The 16,821-nt window shown below is 64.7% G+C and carries 13 protein-coding genes and 1 pseudogene; 5 read left to right on the top strand and 9 right to left on the bottom strand.

What is annotated here, in order from left to right:
• Nucleotide 1: 1 nt before the first annotated feature.
• Complete coding sequence (locus QQL85_RS08380) at nucleotides 2–1,330, top strand: TolC family outer membrane protein (protein ID WP_284355997.1); 1,329 nt, start codon at nucleotides 2–4, stop codon at nucleotides 1,328–1,330.
• A gap of 79 nt (nucleotides 1,331–1,409) precedes the next feature.
• Nucleotides 1,410–2,273: a sensor domain-containing diguanylate cyclase gene (locus tag QQL85_RS08375; RefSeq protein ID WP_284355996.1), complete on the top strand. Its 864-nt coding sequence runs from the start codon at nucleotides 1,410–1,412 to the stop codon at nucleotides 2,271–2,273.
• 30 nt (nucleotides 2,274–2,303) lie between these two features.
• Here the strand turns inward: QQL85_RS08375 and QQL85_RS08370 are convergent.
• Nucleotides 2,304–2,396: pseudogene (locus QQL85_RS08370) on the bottom strand (ferric siderophore receptor protein); the annotation flags it as partial.
• Nucleotides 2,397–2,525: 129 nt separating this feature from the next.
• On the opposite strand from QQL85_RS08370, the gene QQL85_RS08365 reads away from it, so the two are divergent.
• Complete coding sequence (locus tag QQL85_RS08365) at nucleotides 2,526–3,194, top strand: class I SAM-dependent methyltransferase (protein WP_284356015.1); 669 nt, start codon at nucleotides 2,526–2,528, stop codon at nucleotides 3,192–3,194.
• Between the two features lie 28 nt (nucleotides 3,195–3,222).
• Here the strand turns inward: QQL85_RS08365 and quiC are convergent, their stop codons facing one another.
• On the bottom strand, nucleotides 3,223–5,130 hold the full coding sequence (gene quiC / locus QQL85_RS08360) for a 3-dehydroshikimate dehydratase QuiC (RefSeq protein ID WP_284355994.1): 1,908 nt from the start codon (nucleotides 5,128–5,130) through the stop codon (nucleotides 3,223–3,225).
• Nucleotides 5,131–5,417: 287 nt separating this feature from the next.
• On the opposite strand from quiC, the gene QQL85_RS08355 reads away from it, so the two are divergent.
• Nucleotides 5,418–6,791 carry an MFS transporter gene (locus tag QQL85_RS08355; protein WP_284355993.1) on the top strand — a complete coding sequence of 458 codons (1,374 nt, stop codon included), beginning with the start codon at nucleotides 5,418–5,420 and terminating at the stop codon, nucleotides 6,789–6,791.
• A 99-nt stretch (nucleotides 6,792–6,890) separates the two neighbouring features.
• Here QQL85_RS08355 and QQL85_RS08350 read toward each other — a convergent pair whose 3' ends face one another.
• The 7 genes from QQL85_RS08350 to QQL85_RS08320 are packed head-to-tail and all read right to left on the bottom strand — an operon-like array spanning nucleotide 6,891 to nucleotide 15,193.
• Nucleotides 6,891–8,669: a dipeptide ABC transporter ATP-binding protein gene (locus QQL85_RS08350; RefSeq protein ID WP_284355992.1), complete on the bottom strand. Its 1,779-nt coding sequence runs from the start codon at nucleotides 8,667–8,669 to the stop codon at nucleotides 6,891–6,893.
• Nucleotides 8,666–9,493: an ABC transporter permease gene (locus tag QQL85_RS08345; RefSeq protein WP_284355991.1), complete on the bottom strand. Its 828-nt coding sequence runs from the start codon at nucleotides 9,491–9,493 to the stop codon at nucleotides 8,666–8,668. The genes QQL85_RS08350 and QQL85_RS08345 overlap by 4 nt, the downstream gene beginning before the upstream one ends.
• Nucleotides 9,486–10,562: an ABC transporter permease gene (locus QQL85_RS08340; RefSeq protein WP_284355990.1), complete on the bottom strand. Its 1,077-nt coding sequence runs from the start codon at nucleotides 10,560–10,562 to the stop codon at nucleotides 9,486–9,488. The genes QQL85_RS08345 and QQL85_RS08340 overlap by 8 nt, the downstream gene beginning before the upstream one ends.
• Nucleotides 10,555–12,129 (bottom strand): ABC transporter substrate-binding protein, encoded by a 1,575-nt coding sequence (locus tag QQL85_RS08335; RefSeq protein ID WP_284355989.1) that lies wholly within the window; start codon nucleotides 12,127–12,129, stop codon nucleotides 10,555–10,557. The genes QQL85_RS08340 and QQL85_RS08335 overlap by 8 nt, the downstream gene beginning before the upstream one ends.
• Before the next feature lie 10 nt (nucleotides 12,130–12,139).
• Nucleotides 12,140–13,327 carry an LLM class flavin-dependent oxidoreductase gene (locus tag QQL85_RS08330; RefSeq protein WP_284355988.1) on the bottom strand — a complete coding sequence of 396 codons (1,188 nt, stop codon included), beginning with the start codon at nucleotides 13,325–13,327 and terminating at the stop codon, nucleotides 12,140–12,142.
• 54 nt (nucleotides 13,328–13,381) lie between these two features.
• Entirely contained in the window at nucleotides 13,382–14,113 is a 732-nt protein-coding gene (locus tag QQL85_RS08325; RefSeq protein ID WP_284355987.1) for a class II aldolase/adducin family protein, read from the bottom strand.
• Nucleotides 14,114–14,131: 18 nt separating this feature from the next.
• Nucleotides 14,132–15,193: an ABC transporter substrate-binding protein gene (locus QQL85_RS08320; RefSeq protein ID WP_284355986.1), complete on the bottom strand. Its 1,062-nt coding sequence runs from the start codon at nucleotides 15,191–15,193 to the stop codon at nucleotides 14,132–14,134.
• A gap of 377 nt (nucleotides 15,194–15,570) precedes the next feature.
• Here QQL85_RS08320 and QQL85_RS08315 point away from each other — a divergent pair, with 377 nt between their 5' ends.
• A complete protein-coding gene (locus QQL85_RS08315) occupies nucleotides 15,571–16,803 on the top strand; it encodes an acyl-CoA dehydrogenase family protein (RefSeq protein ID WP_284355985.1) in 1,233 nt (410 codons plus the stop codon).
• Nucleotides 16,804–16,821: the final 18 nt, after the last annotated feature.

The raw sequence follows: 16,821 nt of genomic DNA, 5'->3' as shown, positions 1-16,821 counted from the left end.
CATGAAACGCCCGTGCCTGATGTTGTGCCTGCTGGGGGTTGCCGTACAGGCCAGTGCCATGGACCTGAAGCAAGCCTGGGACCTGTTGCAGTACCAAGGCCCGATCTACCAGGCCGCCGTGCATGAGAAACAAGCCGGCAGCGAGAACCGCGCCATCGGCGAGGCCGGCCTGCTGCCACAGATCAACGCGTCGGCCTACTTCAACAGGGTCAATGGCAGCCAGCGCCAGAATGGCCAGGACAACGACCTGGACTATGACTCCAAAGGTGCCAACGTACGCCTGCGCCAACCGCTGTTCAACAAGCAGAAGATGGCCGAGTACCGCCAGGGCCAGCAACGGGCCGACTACAGCGTGGCGGTGTTCGATGCCAAGAGCCAGGACGCAGCGGTGCGCCTGGCCGACGCCTACTTCGACGTGCTGCTGGCCAGCGAAACCATCACCCTGGCCAAGGCCAAGCTGAACGCCTTCGAAGAGCAGCTGGCATCGGCGAAACGGCGCAAGGAGCTGGGTGCCGGCACCATCACCGACGTCGACGAATCAGTGGCCCGCCGCGACCTGGCCGAGGCCGACCTGATCGAAGCCCAGGACAACCTGGTCAATGCCCGCCGCAAGCTGGAGGAGTACATCGGTGAAACCCCGCAGTCGCTGACCACCTTGCAGCCAGGCTTCAGTACACCGCCGTTGATGCCAGGCAACCTACAGGACTGGCTGGTCAAGGCCCAGGCAGACAGCCCGTTGATTCATGCACGCCGGCACAGCTACGAGCTGGCCGAAGAAGAAGTGAAACGTGCCCGCGCCGGACACTGGCCTACCCTGGATTTCGTGGCAGGCTATAACGCCGGCAGCAGCCAGTCGATTTCCGAACTGAACCAGCGCAACCACTACAGTTCGATCGGCCTGGAGCTGAACATCCCGCTGTACAGCGGTGGCAGCACCAGCGCCCTCACCCGCCAGGCCAGCGCCAACAGTTCCAAGGCCCTGGACGAACTCGACGCCACCCGTGAAGAGGTGATTTCCGGCACCACCCGCGAGTACCGCGGCGTGCAGAGCGGCGCGTTGCGCATTCACGCGCTGGAAAAGGCCGTGGCCTCCAACGAGCGCTCGCTTACCTCGACCCGCAAGGGTTTCAAGGAAGGCGGCACCAGCACCAACTCGGATGTACTCAATGCCGAAGAATTGCTGTATGACGCCCGCCACGACCTGTTCGAGGCGAAGTTGAACTACCTGATGTCGCGCCTGCGGCTGGCCTCGTCGGTGGGCAGCCTGGGGGATGACGATATCGAGCAGATCAACGATTACCTGGGGCCGGAACTGATGGTAAGCAACTGATCGGGGCATGCGTGGTGGTGGTGGCCGGTTTGTTGGCGTCAGGCTATGATCGGTCACCCTGCCGTGGACACCCTGCCCCATGCCCGTAGACCTGCAAGCCTTGTACCCCAGGCTGATCCACCTGATGCTGGACACGGTGTTCGTGGTCGACAGGGATAACCAGATCGTATTTGTCAGCGATGCCTGCGAGGCGCTGCTGGGTTACCCAGCCTGCGAACTTGTTGGCACGCCGATCACCGACTACATGCACCCTGACGATCTGGCGATCACCCGCGCGTCGATTGTGAGGGTGATGAACGGGCAGCCACACTACGACTTCCGCAACCGCTATGTACGCAAGGATGGCGGTATCGTACATATCCTGTGGGCGGCCTCCTGGTCTGAAGAAGCCGAAGCCCGAATCGGGGTTGCACGGGATGTGACGGCACTGCACCAGGCAGAAGAAGAACTGCGCTTCCTGGCCCATCACGACCCGTTGACCCGGCTGGCCAACCGGGCCATGTTCAACGAACGGCTCGACAATGCCCTTGCCGCAGCCCAGCGACACAACCGCCCACTGGCACTGCTGTTTCTCGATATCAATGACTTCAAGGACATCAACGATAACCACGGGCACAGCGTGGGCGACCGGGTACTGTGCACCCTGGCCCGGCGCCTGGAACGCTGCGTGGGTGCGGGCGACACGGTAGCGCGCATGGGCGGTGACGAGTTCACTGTCCTGTTGACCGACGTCCCGTCGCCGGAAGCCATTGCCGAACACATGGCGAATATCCTGGCGGCCATGGCCGAACCGCTCGGCGCAGAAGTACCCGATATCGACACACTGTCCTGCAGCATCGGCTTGGCCTGTTTCCCGCAGGACGGCCACGATGCCGACATGCTGCTGCGACATGCCGATGGGGATATGTACCGGGTCAAGCGAAAACACACTGCAACCGGGTAACGATCCCCCCGCCTCTGTGCGGGCTCTGCCTCAGAAGTCGACAGTGGCCGACAGCTGCAAGGCTCTCGGGTAACCCGGCGAGATTGCGCCGTACGATGCCACACCCGACCAGTATTCGCGATTGCGCAGGTGATTGTCGGAGCCGGGTAGCACGTCGCTCATGGGGGCGATTCTGTCTACGCAAGTGAGAACTGCTTTCAACAATCAGGTAGCGTTTCCATGCAACGCACGTTCAACGACCGGGAGACCACCATGATCAATCCTGAAAATACCCTGCTCGACAGTTGGCAGCACAACGCTCAAGCCTGGATCGACGCCGTGCGTAGCGGTGCCATCGAAAGCCGCCGCCAGGTCACCGACCAGGCCATCCTGCTGGCCATTCTTGCCCGCCAGCCCGAACGGGTGCTGGACCTTGGCTGTGGTGAGGGCTGGCTGCTGCGTGCACTGGGTGATCGTGGGATTGAGGCCGTGGGCGTCGACGGTGACAGAACATTGGTGGATGCCGCGCGGGCTGCGGGCTCGGCCGAGGTACACCTGGCCAGCTATGCGCAGTTGGCCGAAGCCCAGGCCTGCGTTGGCAAAGGCTATGACCTGATCTGCGCCAATTTTGCGTTGCTGCACCAGGACATCATCCCGCTGCTGGTGGCGATGCGTGACCTGCTGGCACCTGGAGGCGCACTGGTGATCCAGACGCTCCACCCCTGGAGCGTGGCGGGCGGGGATTATCAGGATGGCTGGAGGGAGGAGTCATTTGCCGGGCTTGCCGGGGACTGGCAGACGATGCCGTGGTATTTCCGTACCCTGGCCAGCTGGCTGAATGCGCTGGACATGGCGGGGTTGCGGTTGGTCAGCCTGCAGGAGCCGCAGCACCCGCAAAGCGCAGTGCCGCAGTCGTTGTTGATGGTGGCTGAGCGCCCTTGAGACGCTCAAGCCCCCCACAGCTTAAACTTCAGAGCACCGGCTTACGCGCCGCCCCGCTACGCGCTTTGGCCATGGCGGCCAGACGCACCGCGACGTTGGCCGCGCCGTAACCGGCATAGCCACCCTTGCGCTGGATGATCTCGAAGAAGAAGCGCTCCTCGAACGGCTCGGTGTACACATGGAAGAGTTCACCGCCCTGGGCGTCGCGGTCGTACAGCACGTTGTAATACGCCAGCTCGCTGAGAAACTCATCATCAAAGTCGAAGCGTGCTGCCAGGTCGTCGTAGTAGTTCAGCGGGATCTCCAGCAACGGCACCCCAGCCAGCTTGGCACGCGCCACTTCGCGGAAGATGTCGTCACAGTCGAAGGCGATGTGATGCACACCGGAGCCGCGATAGCTGGACAGCGCATGGGCGATAGCCGTGTTGCGGTTTTCCGAAATGTTCAGCGGCAGGCGCAAAGTGCCGCACTGGCTACGCAGGGCGCGGCTCTTGACCAGACCATACGGGTCGGGCAGCACCACTTCGTCATCGGCGGCGAAATCGAACAGGCTCTTGTAGAACAGTACCCAGCTGTCCAGCGACTCGGCCGGCAGGGCCAGGGCCATGTGGTCGATACGGCGCAGGCCGCCAGTGGCGGTGGCGTTCTTGTCCAGGCTGAAGTCAGTGTCGTACAGCGTCTGGCCGGCAGTGCCCTGCTCCACCAGGTACAGCAGGCTGCCGTCCGGTGCACGGACTGCCGGTACTTCACATTCGTTGGGGCCAACCAGGCCGCGGAACGGCTGGCCACGGTAGGCAGTGGCACGCTTCAACGCGGCCTGCTGGTCCTTGACCCGAAGCGCCGTGGCGCACAGCGACGGGCCGTGGGCCTCGAAGAAGTTGTGGCCGAAGGAGTAAGGTTCGGCATTCAGGACAATGTTGATATCACCCTGGCGCAGCAACTGCACGTCCTTGCTGCGGTGCTTGCCAGCTTCGGCAAAGCCCAGGCGCTTCAGCCAGCTACCCAGGCGGGCGCCAACGGCCTCGTCGACCGCGAATTCGAGGAATTCCACACCGTCATAGGCACTGGCCGCCGGCGGGGTGAACAACACGCCAGGTTCGATCGGCGACCCTTCCTGCTCCAGGCGCAGACGCGTGTGTTCCTCAAGATACAACAGCGAACGCAGGCCGTCGGCGGCATTCTGCCGGGGCGGCGCGGCGCGGAAGCCGTCGTTGAAGATTTCCAGGGAAAGCGGCCCACGGTAACCGGTGGCCAGGATCGGCGCCAGGAAACCGGCCATGTCCATTTCGCCCTGCCCCGGGAAGCAGCGGAAGTGGCGGCTCCACTCCAATACGTCCATGGCCAGGATTGGCGCGTCAGCCATCTGCACGAAAAAGATCTTGTCGCCAGGAATATCGCGGATCGCACTCGGGTCGCCTTTGAGCGACAAGGTGTGGAAGCTGTCGAGGATCACCCCGAGCGCCGGGTGGTCGGCCTGACGCACCAGGTTCCAGACTTGCTGGTAGGTGTTGACGTGGCGGCCCCAGGCCAAGGCTTCGTAGCCAATGCGCAGGCCACGCTTGCCGGCATGCTCAGCCAATAGGCGCAGGTCATCGACCAGCAGTTGTTCATCACCCAGGGCATCGGCCTGGACGTTGCTGCACACCAGCACCAGGTCGGTACCCAGCTCTTGCATCAGGTCGAACTTGCGCTCGGCGCGGTCGAGGTTTTTCTGCAGGCGGTCGCGGCGGCAGCCTTCAAAATCGCGGAACGGCTGGAACAAGGTGATGGCAATACCCAGGTCAGCGCACATCTGGCGCACCTGACGCGGGCTACCGGCGTAATAGAGCAGGTCGTTTTCGAAGATCTCGACGCCGTCAAAACCGGCGGCGGCGATGGCTTCGAGCTTTTCCGGCAGGGTGCCGCTCAAGGACACGGTAGCGATCGAACGCTGCATGGCGGGAGTTCCTTGTTGTTAGAAAATGACGGTGCCAGTCAGGTAAAAACCCCTGTCACAGTTTATGGCACGATCAATTATTCGCAGGTAAAGTCGTCGCTTCAATCTCTTTGTACGGAATGGTTAGTTTTGCGTTCGATTATCGCACAAAACCCGTTTTAACGAATTGCTAGACCGCTGGCCCGTGGTCAACATGAACCACAGACGCAGGCACACCGACCACCGCCTCCTGCCTTGGCGAACCAACGGCGGAACCTGCGCAAACAACAATAACAACGGAGACAACGATGGCTCACTCCAGCTCACAAGCCAAAAAAGCGACCGCCAGTGGATGGATAGGCTCGGCACTCGAGTACTACGACTTCTTCATCTACGCCCAGGCCGCTGCGCTGATTTTCCCGCAGATCTTCTTCCCCAATACCGACCCGAAAATGGCCATCATTGCCTCGCTGGCTACCTACGGCGTGGGCTACCTGGCGCGCCCGGTCGGCGCCTTCGTACTGGGCCACTGGGGTGACACCCGCGGTCGCAAGAACGTGCTGCTGCTGTGCATGTTCCTGATGGGCCTGTCGACCATGGCCGTCGGCCTGCTGCCCACCTACCACGACATCGGTTACCTCGCCCCAGCCTTGCTGGTGGTGTTGCGCCTGATCCAGGGCTTTGCCGTGGCCGGGGAAATTTCCGGTGCCAGTTCCATGATCATGGAGCACGCGCCGTTCGGTCGAAGAGGCTATTACGCCAGCTTTACCCTGCAAGGCGTGCAGGCCGGCCAGGTACTGGCAGCGGCGGTGTTCCTGCCACTGGCTTACTTCATGCCTAGCGAAGCCTTCACCGATTGGGGCTGGCGCATTCCGTTCCTGATGAGCGCCATCGTGCTGATTGCCGGCTTCATCATCCGTAAGGAAGTGCACGAAACCCCGGCCTTCGTGAAGGAAGAGAAGCAGGACAAAGTGGCCAAGTCGCCGATCAGCGAAGCGTTCCGCCACAGCTGGAAACACATGGTGCTGGTGATGTTCATGGCCCTGATGAACGTGATCCCGGTGGTGGCCACCATCTTCGGTGCAGCCTATGCGGTGCAGCCCGCCTATGGCATCGGCTTCGACAAGAGCGTGTACCTGTGGATCCCGGTGGTCGGCAACATCGTCGCGGTGCTGGTGATCCCGTTCGTGGGTAACCTGTCGGACAAGATCGGCCGTCGCCCGACCATGATCGCCGGTTGCCTGGGCTCGGGCCTGCTGGCCTTCGTCTACCTGTATGCGATCAGCATCCAGAACGTGCCCATGGCGTTCGCCGCATCGATCGTCATGTGGGGCATGGTTTACCAAGGCTATAACGCCGTGTTCCCAAGCTTCTACCCGGAGCTGTTCCACACCCGCTACCGTGTTTCGGCGATGGCCATCGCGCAGAACATCGGCACCATGCTGACCGCCATGCTGCCGGCGCTGTTCGCCCTGGTTGCACCGCCTGGCTCGGACAACATCCCGCTGGTGGTGGGTAGTCTCGCGTTCTTCATCACCTGCGTGTGCGCCCTGGCGGCCTACATTGCTCCGGAAACCCATCGCCTGGCGATGGAAGACCTGGGCAACCCAGACGCCAAGCCGATGGAAAAAGCAGCGTATGAGGCTAGCCGTAAAAGCAGCGTTCAGGCAGTGAGCCACTGATAGATTGCAGGGGGGCTGCTTTGCAGCCCCTTCGCGACACAAGGTCGCGCCCACATGACCTGCTCCAACCTCCCGCTATCCGCCAGCACTCAAAAGAGATCACAACCCGGCAAGGCTCGGCGAATGCGCCACCAAGTTCTGGGTATAGGCATCAGCCGGTCGATCCAACACCTGCCCGGTCCCCCCCTGCTCTACCACCCGCCCCTGACGCAGCACCAGCACCCGGTCGGCAATCGCCCGCACCACCCCTAGGTCATGGGTCACGAACAGCAACGTCAGCCCCTCGCCCTGCAAGCGCCGCAGCAGGGCCAGGATCGAGGCCTGCACCGACACATCCAGCGCCGAGGTAACCTCGTCACACACCAGCAACTTCGGCTCGCAGATCAACGCTCGGGCAATGGCCACGCGCTGACGCTCGCCGCCGGAAAGCCCCTGCGGGTAAAGGTCCGCCACACGGGCTGGCAACGACACCCGCGCCAGCACCGCCTCGACCCGCTGCCGGGCCTCGGCACCGCGCACGCCAAAAAAGTGCGTCAATGGCGCGCTCAAGGTTTGCCCGACCGTCTGCCGTGGGTTCAATGCCCGGTAAGGGTTCTGGAATACATACTGAATCTGGTGGCGCAAACGCGCATCACGCTGGCGGGCGGCAAAGGCCAGCGGTTGCCCGGCATAGCGCAATTGCCCCTGCACGTTCTCGCCCAACCCGGCAATGGCGCGGGCCAGGCTGGTCTTGCCCGAACCGGACTCACCGACCAATGCTAGGCATTCACCTTGCCGTACCTGCAGCGACACATCGAACAGCACCTGGCGATCATAGGCAACGTCCAGGCCCTGCACCTCAAGCAACACATCACCGGGTGCTGCCAGTGCTTCGACCGGTACCTCGCCCAAGGCCTTGTTTTCCTGCTCGGGTACCAGGCACGCGACCTGATGGCTGTCCGTATGCGCCAGTAGCGACGGTTCAATCACTGAACACTCAGCACGACGCCGGGCGCAGCGCGGCGCAAACGCACAGCCATCCGGGCGCTGCCCCGGTGCCGGTGCATGCCCGGCAATCGCCTGCAACGGCTGGCGCCGGGCAATGTCGGGAATGGCTGCGAGCAAGGCGCGGGTGTACGGGTGCGCGGGGGCGCGGAACAGCGCCTCACGCCCGGCGACTTCCACCAGCCGCCCGGCGTACATCACCATCACCCGGTCGACCAGGCCACGCACCACCGCCAGGTCATGGGTCACATACAGCGCCGCAACGCCCTGGCCACGGCACAGTCGCTTGAGGGTTTGCAGCACATGGGCCTGTGTGGTGACGTCCAGTGCGGTGGTGGGCTCGTCAAGCACGATCAGCTTCGGTTTCAAGACGAACGCGAGGGCCAGCATGACCCGCTGTTGCTGCCCGCCAGACAGTTGGTGCGGGAAACGCCGCAGGAAGGCGTCTTCATCGGGCAGGCCCACATTCAGCAACGTTTCGCCGACACGCTGGCGCACGGCATCACGCGGCAGTGCAGGCTGATGCGCCAGCAGGGTTTCACCCAGCAAGGCACCGATGCGCAGCGCCGGGTTCAGCGCCGTGGCCGGGTCCTGGGCCACATAACCGACCAGCCCGCCCCGGGCCAGGCGCAACGCCTCGCCTTCAAGTTCGAGCAACGATTGCCCGGCCACCGTCACATGCCCACCCACAATGCGTGCGCCCTGCCGGGCATGGCGCAGCAAGGCCGTGGCCAACGTGGTCTTGCCCGAGCCGGACTCGCCAACCAGGCCAACGATTTCCCCAGCCGCCAGGCTGAAGGAAACCTCGGCCAGCACATCGACCTGCCCGGCCAGCTCTACCCGCAGGTCACTGACCCGCAACACTTCACTCGCAACGTTCAACGGCGCGTTCATGGCTGCTTCTCCCCAATCCGTGCACTGGCCCGGCCAATACCTTCGGCCAGGATGTTGGTGCCATAGGCAAACACCCCGATGAGCAATGCAGGTGCCAGTACGGCCCATGGCTGCACCAGCAGGCCGGCCTGGTTTTCGTTGATCATCAGCCCCCAGTCGGCAGCGGGTGGTGCCACCCCATAGCCCAGGAAACTCAGGCCCGAGAGCATGCCCACCGCCCAGGTCAGCATGTTGCCGAAGTGCACCAGCATCGGCGTGAGAATGTTTGGCAGGATTTCCTGAAACAGGATGCGCCAACGCGGGTATCCCATCATCTGCGCCGCCTCGACGAACTCCTGCCCCGCCACCGCCACCGCGCTGCCACGGGCCAGGCGGATGACGCCGGGCGTGAAGGCGATGGCCACGGTCAGCACGATCAGCCACGGCGCCCGGCCGAGCATGGACACGATCAGCAGCACCAGAATCAGGTCCGGAAACGCCAGCGACACGTCGGCCGCCCAGCTGATTGCCTGGTCCAGGCGCCTGCGCGAGAACCCGGCCAACAGGCCCAGGCTGCCGCCGACCAGTAACGCGAGGGTGGCCGCCGCCACCGACATCCACAGCACCGAAAGGCCGCCGCTGAGCAACCGCGACAACAGGTCATGGCCCAGAAAGTCATGCCCCAGCGGTGCCCCGCCAGCCGGCGGGCCGTACACCGGCCCAACCATCGCCGTGGGGGCATACGGCGCCAACCAAGGGCCGAGTGCTGCCAGCAGCACCACCAACACAGTAATCACAGCGCCACGCCGCACCTGCGCGTCGGCCAGCCAGCGGAATTCAGTCATGGGTCGCCTCCTGGGCAGGGGTGCTGCGCGCGCGGCGCCACCACGGGCGGATACCACGCCGAACACGGCGGATCATCCGCACCCGGCGTGCAGTGCGCAGCTTGGGGGTAAGCAATACCGTCAGCAGGTCGGCCAGCAGGTTGATCAGCACCACCGCCAAGGTGATGACCAGAACCACCCCCTGGACCATCGGCAGGTCGCGCATCTGGATCGCCGCGTTCAGCGCGGTGCCAATGCCCGGGAAACTGAAGATGACCTCGGCCAGCAGCGCACCACCGACCAGCGTGCGCAGGGTCAGCGCCACACCTTGAATGGCCGGGGTCAGGGCATTGGGCAACGTGTGCCGCCAGACGATGCGGCGCTCGGGGATACCGCGCAGGCGAGCCGCAATCACATACTCGGACTCCAGCGCCTCGATCATCGAGGCGCGCACCAGGCGCGTGAGGTACGGCAGTGCCGTCAGGCTCAGGGCCAGCACAGGTAGCACCAGCGACGGCCACTGCCGCCACAGCGGCAGCTGCGGGTCGAGGATCGACACCGCTGGCAGCCAGCCCATGCCGGGCATGGAGAACAACAGCACCAGGCCAATGGCCAGCAGAAAGCCCGGTGTGGCCTTGAGCAGGATCAACGCCGACAGGCTCCAGCGGTCCAGCCGGCTGTCGCGGCGCAGGGCCAGGCTCACGCCCAGCAACAGGGCCAACGGCACCACCAGGGCGAGCACCCCGGCCAGCAAAGCCAGGGTGTGGCCCAGGCGGCCGAACAACAGCTGCGCCACCGGGACCTGGGAATCCAGCGATATCCCCAGGTCCCCGCGTAGCGCAGCGCCCAGCCAGCGTAGGTACTGCACCAGGATCGGCTGGTCGAGGCCCAGTTGCCGTTGCAGGGTGAGGATGCTTTCCAGCGGCGCATCCGGGCCAAGAATCACCCGTGCAGGGTCCGAGGGCAGCGCCTGGGTGGCGATGAACACCACCAGGCTGATCACCCAGGCGGTCAGCAGCCCGTAACCGAGGCGGCCGATGAACCAGGCAAGCCAGGCCGGCGTGCGGGGCGTGTGTCGGGTATCAGGCATTGGGATTCAACCAAAGTTCGTCGAAGCGCCAGGAGGCGAAAGTGGTCTGTTCCGGCGTAAGTCCGCCAACCTTGGCCGACGCGGCATCGAGCACGTCGGAGAAGCCCCAGATCAGCAGCCCGCCACGTTCGTGCTGGATGGCCTGGGCCTCATGCACCAGGGCCTTGCGCTGCGCCAGGTCGGGCTGGGCCAGCGCCTGCTGGTACAGTTCGGTGAAGCGCGGATCGTGGAAGTTGCTGCGGTTGTAGATGGCCTGCGGCGCATCGTTGTGCAGTGCCGAGGCGAGAAAGCCGCGCGCTGGGGTCGAGCCCGGTGACAGTTGCCATTGCTCACGTTGCGGGCCATTGAAGACGGACCCGTCCACCTGATTGACCTTCACTTGCACACCGGCCTTCAGCGCCTGCTGGGCAAACACCAGCGCGGCGTTGACGCCGGCCCCAGGCGTGGTGGTCAGTTCGACGCGTAAGTCGTCCTGCCCCGCCTGGCGCAGCAGCGAACGGGCCTGCTCCAGGTCGTACGGACGCTGGGCAATGGCGTGGTTGTAAGTGGGGTCGTGGGGCGAATACAGGTCGTTGGCCACCCGGCCAAAGCCATTGAGCCCACGCGCCACCAGTTCCTGCCGGTCAGCCAGCAGGCGGAACGCCTGGCGCACGCGCACATCCTGGAACGGTGCCTTGGCCAGGTTCAGGTTGAAGCCGGTGAACGAGGTGGTGGGCGAGGCATACAGACGCAGCCGTGGATCGGCCTTGAGCAACGCACTGTGCTCGGCCTGCACGCCACTGGCCACGTCGATCTGCCCGGCGCGCAGGGCCGCGGCCCGCGAGACCTGGTCCTTGAACTCGATGATTTCCAGCTCGTCCGCATAGGGGCGGTTGGGCTTGTAGTAGTTTTCAAAACGGGTGTAAAGCGAGCGCTGGCCCGGGATGAAGCTTTTCAGCCGGTACGGCCCTGCGCCCACCGGGTTGGTCACCGGGTGGTAGTCGGTGGGCACGATGCCGCCGAAGCTGATCAACGTTTCATCGAGCGGGTAGAAGCTTTGCCCTTGCTTGAAACGGATCTCGAGGGTGCGCTCGTCCAGCTTGCGCAAGGCCTGGCGGTCGATTGCGCCGACCAGCCCTGCGAACGGCGAAGCCAGTTGCGGGTCGGTCAGACGCAGGATCGAAAACAGCATGTCGTCGGCCGTGATGCTTTTGCCGTGGTGGAACTCCAGCCCCGGCTTGAGGCGGATAGTCCAGGCGCTGGCATCGGCATTCGGCTCGGCGAACTCGGCCAGTGCCAGGCGTGTGCTGACATCGGCATTCCACTCCCAGAACTTGGCGTAAAGTGCCCAGCCGCGAATGATGCCGCCGCCTATCGGCTTGTGCGCATCGAGGTTGCCGGCCTGGTCGCCGTCGATAATGCCCACCCGCAAGCGCCCACCGCGCACTGGCGTACCTGGCAGCGCCGCACTGGCCACTGCCGGTGTGCCACTGTCACAGCCGCTGAGCAGCCCGCCGCCGAGCAGCAGGCCGCCACCGACAGCCAGGCTATTGCCGAGAAACACCCGGCGCGAAAACAGCTCGCTCATTACCTTCTCCTTATGCCGGCTGCACGGCAGCCGGTTTGCTCGCCGCACCCAGGCGCGGTACGTCGAAGCCGTGGTCCAGGTCCAGCAACGGGAACAGCAGGTCGGCCACCCTGTGCGCCTCGTCGATCAGCGGGAAGCCCGACAGGATGAACGCCGAGGTGCCCTGGGCTTCGTATTCACGAATACGCTCGGCCACCTGCTCGGCGCTGCCGACCAGGTAAGTGCCGGCAGCCGGGCCGAGGATGTTGAAGCCGAACAGGCTGGGGCCCAGCCAGACGTTGGGGTAGATCTCCAGCTCGCGGGCCGTTGGCAGGCGCCCGGCGCGAATGCTGTCGAGGTTGCGCTGAATGCGCGGGTCATCGCTGACGTAGCTGTCGATGGTTTGACCAGGAGGCAACTGGCGTTCGATGGCCGCGCGCGCGGTGGCCAGCGAGGTGCGCTGCAACAGGCGCTCGGCGTGGGCCCAGGCTTCTTCCTCGGTCTCGCGCACGATCACTTGCAGGCGCGTGCCGTACGTCAGCTCGCGGTCGATCTTCGCCGCCTCGCCCGCCACCCGGCGGAACTTGTCACCCAGCTTTTGCGGGGTGTCGGCGAAGCTCAGGTACACGTCCAGCAACTGCACGGAATGGGCAACCCCCGGTGCCGAAGTGCCAGCCCCCCACAACGGGATGCCAGGCTTTTGCTTCGGTGGGTGCCAACCGCCCAGTGGGTGATGGGCGGCAGCCGGCGAGCGTGGCGACAGCTTGACGTAGCGACCGTCGTAGCCGGCCGTTTCGCCCGCGTAGAAGCTTTGGAAGGCACGCCAGTATTCCAGGCTGAAGTCGTAGCGTTCATCGTGCGGGTAATGCACGCCCAGGGTGGCCAGCCCGGCGTCGTTGCCGTTGACCACGTTGAACAGCAGGCGGCCATTGGAGAACTGGTCGAAGGTGAGCGCCCACTTGGCCAGCACTGCTGGCGACAGCTCGCCGGGGTGTTGGGCGACCAGGAAGCGCAGGCGCTTGGTCGCGTCGATCAACGCTGCCGACACGGCCAGGCTTTCGTTGGGGCTGGAGCCGAGCAGCGAGCCGTAGAACCCCAGGCGGTCGGCGGCGATGGCCAGTTGCTTGAGGTGTTCGAAATCGGTGTGCCAGCGGCCTTCGGGCTCCCAAGGGTAGGGGCCGTCGGGGGTGGTGAGGTACCAGAGGATTTTTACTGCCATGGGGTGGGATCCTTGTCTTGGGGTGGGGTGCAGGGGCGCACAGCGCCCCAAAAATCAACCGCGCCGATCGATGCCAGGCACCAGGCCCAACTCGGTAGCACGGTCATACAACCCGCTCATCTTCCATTGCTGGGTCAGCACCCCCGGCCCGTAAGGCCGCGACCCGCCCAGGGCATCGGCCAGCAACTGGATCTGCGCCCCCTCCTCCAGCAACAGGATGAACTCCGCCGTGGCTCGCAGCCCCTGCTTGCCCCATACCGTGGAGCCGCCGTTGGCCTCCAGAATCGCCAGGTTGAACGGGTTCTCGGCAATCTTGTCGAGGATGAAATCCACCTCGGCCTGACGCCGGTCGATGTACACCGGCAGCTCGCGGGCCAGTTGGTAGCGCTGTACCGGCACATAGTGGAACGGCAACGTGCGGTGGGTCTGCGCCCAGGCGCCCAGGTACGGGCTGTGCACATGCGACACGGTGGTAACGTCGGGGTGGGCCTGGAACAGCTTGGTGTAACGGCCAAGACCGCCTTTACCCTTGCCAACGATGACGTTGCCGGCAAAGTCGGTGACGGTGGCCTGCAACGGGTTGCGGTGGTTCCATGGCCCGCCGTAGTTCACGGATACCAGCAGCGCTTCACCCGGCACGCGCTCGATGAAGCCGACGGTGCCATTGGCGGTGATGGTGTTGGTTTCGCGGAATACGCTGAAGGCCGCTTCGGCTTCGGCCACCACCTGGTCGATGAAGGCTTGCAGTTCGGCAGTGACGGGGCGTTCGTTGATCAGTACGGTCATGTTCAATCTCCAGTCAGGTCAGGCACGGCGCTGGGCCAGCAGTTCATGGGCAGCTTGCAGAGGGCGCGGATCGACCCAGTCGGCGATGTCGAAGTCGGCTTCGAGGAAGCCGTGCAGGTACAGGAAGTCCTTTTGCGTGCCGAGGAAGGCCAGGCGTTGTGCGGACAGGTCCGGTGCCAGGGTGGTGTGGAAGTCGCCGCGATAGGCCTCGGCTACACCTTGGCTGCCGGCGCGGGTTTCTTCTTCGAGGATGCCAGTGAGCGCGGCGCGGTTGCCCGCTGCCCACTCGGCGGCACGCAACGTCTGCGCAAGGAAACGCACCACCAGGTCGAAGTGGTTGTCGAGCAGGCGCTGGTGCACGGTGATAGGCCGCGGTGTGCCGTTGTTGATGCGGTGGCGCGGGTCGGCTAGCCGGTCGAGGTCGACGCCAACCACCAGGCCCAGCCGGCGTGCGGCGTCGGCGGCTGCCGCGCCCTTCACATACACCGCATCGACTTCGCCGCGTGCCAGGTACTCCAGCCCCGACCACAGCCGCTGCAAGCCCAGCTGCGGGGTGGCGGCATCGGCCTGGTCGAGCAGCGCGACTTCCACCAGCTGCACGTCATCCAGGTGCAGGCCCACCGAAGCCAGGGCGCCTTTGTAACCCTGCAGACTCATGGCCCGAGCGATGCTGCCAGGGCGGCTATCGCCCCAGGCCGGCAGCGCCAGACGCTTGCCACGCAGGTCGGCGGCGCTGCGAATGCCCGAGTCCGGACGAACCAGGATGGTTTGCCACTCCTCGATCCAGGTCAGGCCGATGAGCCGGCTGGGCGAGCCTGAAGCACGTGCAGCCAGCGCCGGCACATTGCCGCCTTCGCGGAACAGCCCAGGCAACTGGTGATCGTAGTGGTGATGGCCAAGCTGGCGAGCCTCCTGCAGGGTCGAGACCGGCAGGCCGTCAGCGGCGAATTCCTGCTCCAGCCAGCCAAGCTTGTAGGCGATACCCGAGGCGGTGGGCACCGGGCAGCGGGTGAACCAGATACGCTCCAGGGCGGACGGATCGTCTGCCAGGCGCTTTGCGGTAGGGGTTACGAGGGACATGGGGTGGCTCCTTGGGCGTCGTGGAAGCACCATTGCAGTGTGCGTGCCAACCGCTGGAAGCCTTGATTTACGCGGGGTTTGCCTTTGGTTGTGGGCGCCGTTTGCTGGGCTGGGAGCAGGATTGCGGGCGGGGTGCTGCCAGATCAGCAACGGTGGTGTTGCTGGGGCAGCAAAAGGCAGCGGAAGCCGCAGAGGATGGGGCCTGCAGAGCGGTGGCAAAGATATTGCTCAAGGGCTTGGGACCGCGGTGTAGCCATTCGCGGGTAAACCCGCTCCCACAGGGATCGCGCAACGCTCAGGCAACGCGGTCCCTGTGGGAGCGGGTTTACCCGCGAAGCAGGCGCACTGGCCCCCTCAGACAAACCCGAGACCCCTCAATGAGCGCCCTAGAACCCTCCCCCGCCCGCCGCCTGACCAGCGAGACCGAGGCCATCGAAGTAGCCCGCCAGGTCGCCGCGCAAATCGCCGAACTGGCCGCCGACCCACGCAACAATGGCCAGCTCCCCCGCCGCCAGGCCGAGCTGTTGTCCAGCAGCGGCCTGACCGCCATCGCGGTGCCCTCCCAGTTCGGCGGCCTCGGTGCCTCGGTGCAGACCCTTGTCGAAACCGTACGCCTGGTCTCCACCGCCGACGGCGGCGTCGGCCAACTGCTGCAGATCCACAACGTGATGCTGCGGGGCATCTTTACCGGCTACCCGGACGACGTACGCGACCGGCTGATTGCCGATGTGCTGGCAGGCAAGCGCTTCGGCAATGCCTTGGCCGAAGTCGGTGGCAAGAACAAGTTCGCCCTCAAAACCCGCGTCGAGCGCCGCGCCGATGGCCGGTGGGTGCTCAACGGCAGCAAGTTCTACTCCACCGGTTCCTACCTGGCCGAGTGGATCTCGCTGACCGCGGCCAGCGAAGACGGTGGCGTGGGCGTGCTGCTGCACCGCGATACCCCGGGGCTGACCCTGGTCGATGACTGGCAGGCCTTCGGGCAGCAAAACTCGGTAAGCGGCACCGTGATCTTCGACAACATCGTGCTCGACGAGCGTTACCTGACCCGCCGCAGCGGGCCGATGAAGCGCACCGGCCTCACTTTCCCGCAGATCCTCCACGCCGCCATCGATACCGGCATCGCCGCAGGCGCCTTGCAGGCCGCTGTCGAGTACCTGCGCGAGCATGCCCGGGCCTGGGTGGAGAGCGGCGTCGAGCGCGCCAGTGACGAGCCGCATGTGATTCGCCAGATTGGCGAATATGCCGTGGCGCTACGCGGTGCCGAGTCGGTGTTGCGCGAGGCTGCGCGGGTGTTCGACGACCACGAGCGCGATCCAGAGAACAAGGCGCTGCAGGATGAGCTGATCTTGTCGGTAGCAACTGCCCGGGCACATTCCGATGCCGCATCGCTAAAAATTTCCAGTGATCTGTTCTCGCTGCTGGGGGCCAGCGCTTCGCTGAGCAAGTGGAACCTCGACCGCTTCTGGCGCAATGCCCGGGTGCACACCACCCATGACCCGATCCGCTGGCGGCTGCACAACGTGGGCAACTACTACCTGAACGGGGCTGACCCGGGGGAGTACACGGCGGTGCTCAATGCCAAGGAAACCCAGGGCGCCACACGACGTTGAACCCCATACGGCCCAATC

It is taken from the genome of Pseudomonas putida (assembly GCF_030159595.1).
In the GTDB taxonomy this organism is placed as follows: Bacteria; Pseudomonadota; Gammaproteobacteria; order Pseudomonadales; family Pseudomonadaceae; genus Aquipseudomonas; species Aquipseudomonas putida_AC.
This window is presented reverse-complemented; position numbering and strand designations above follow the sequence as displayed.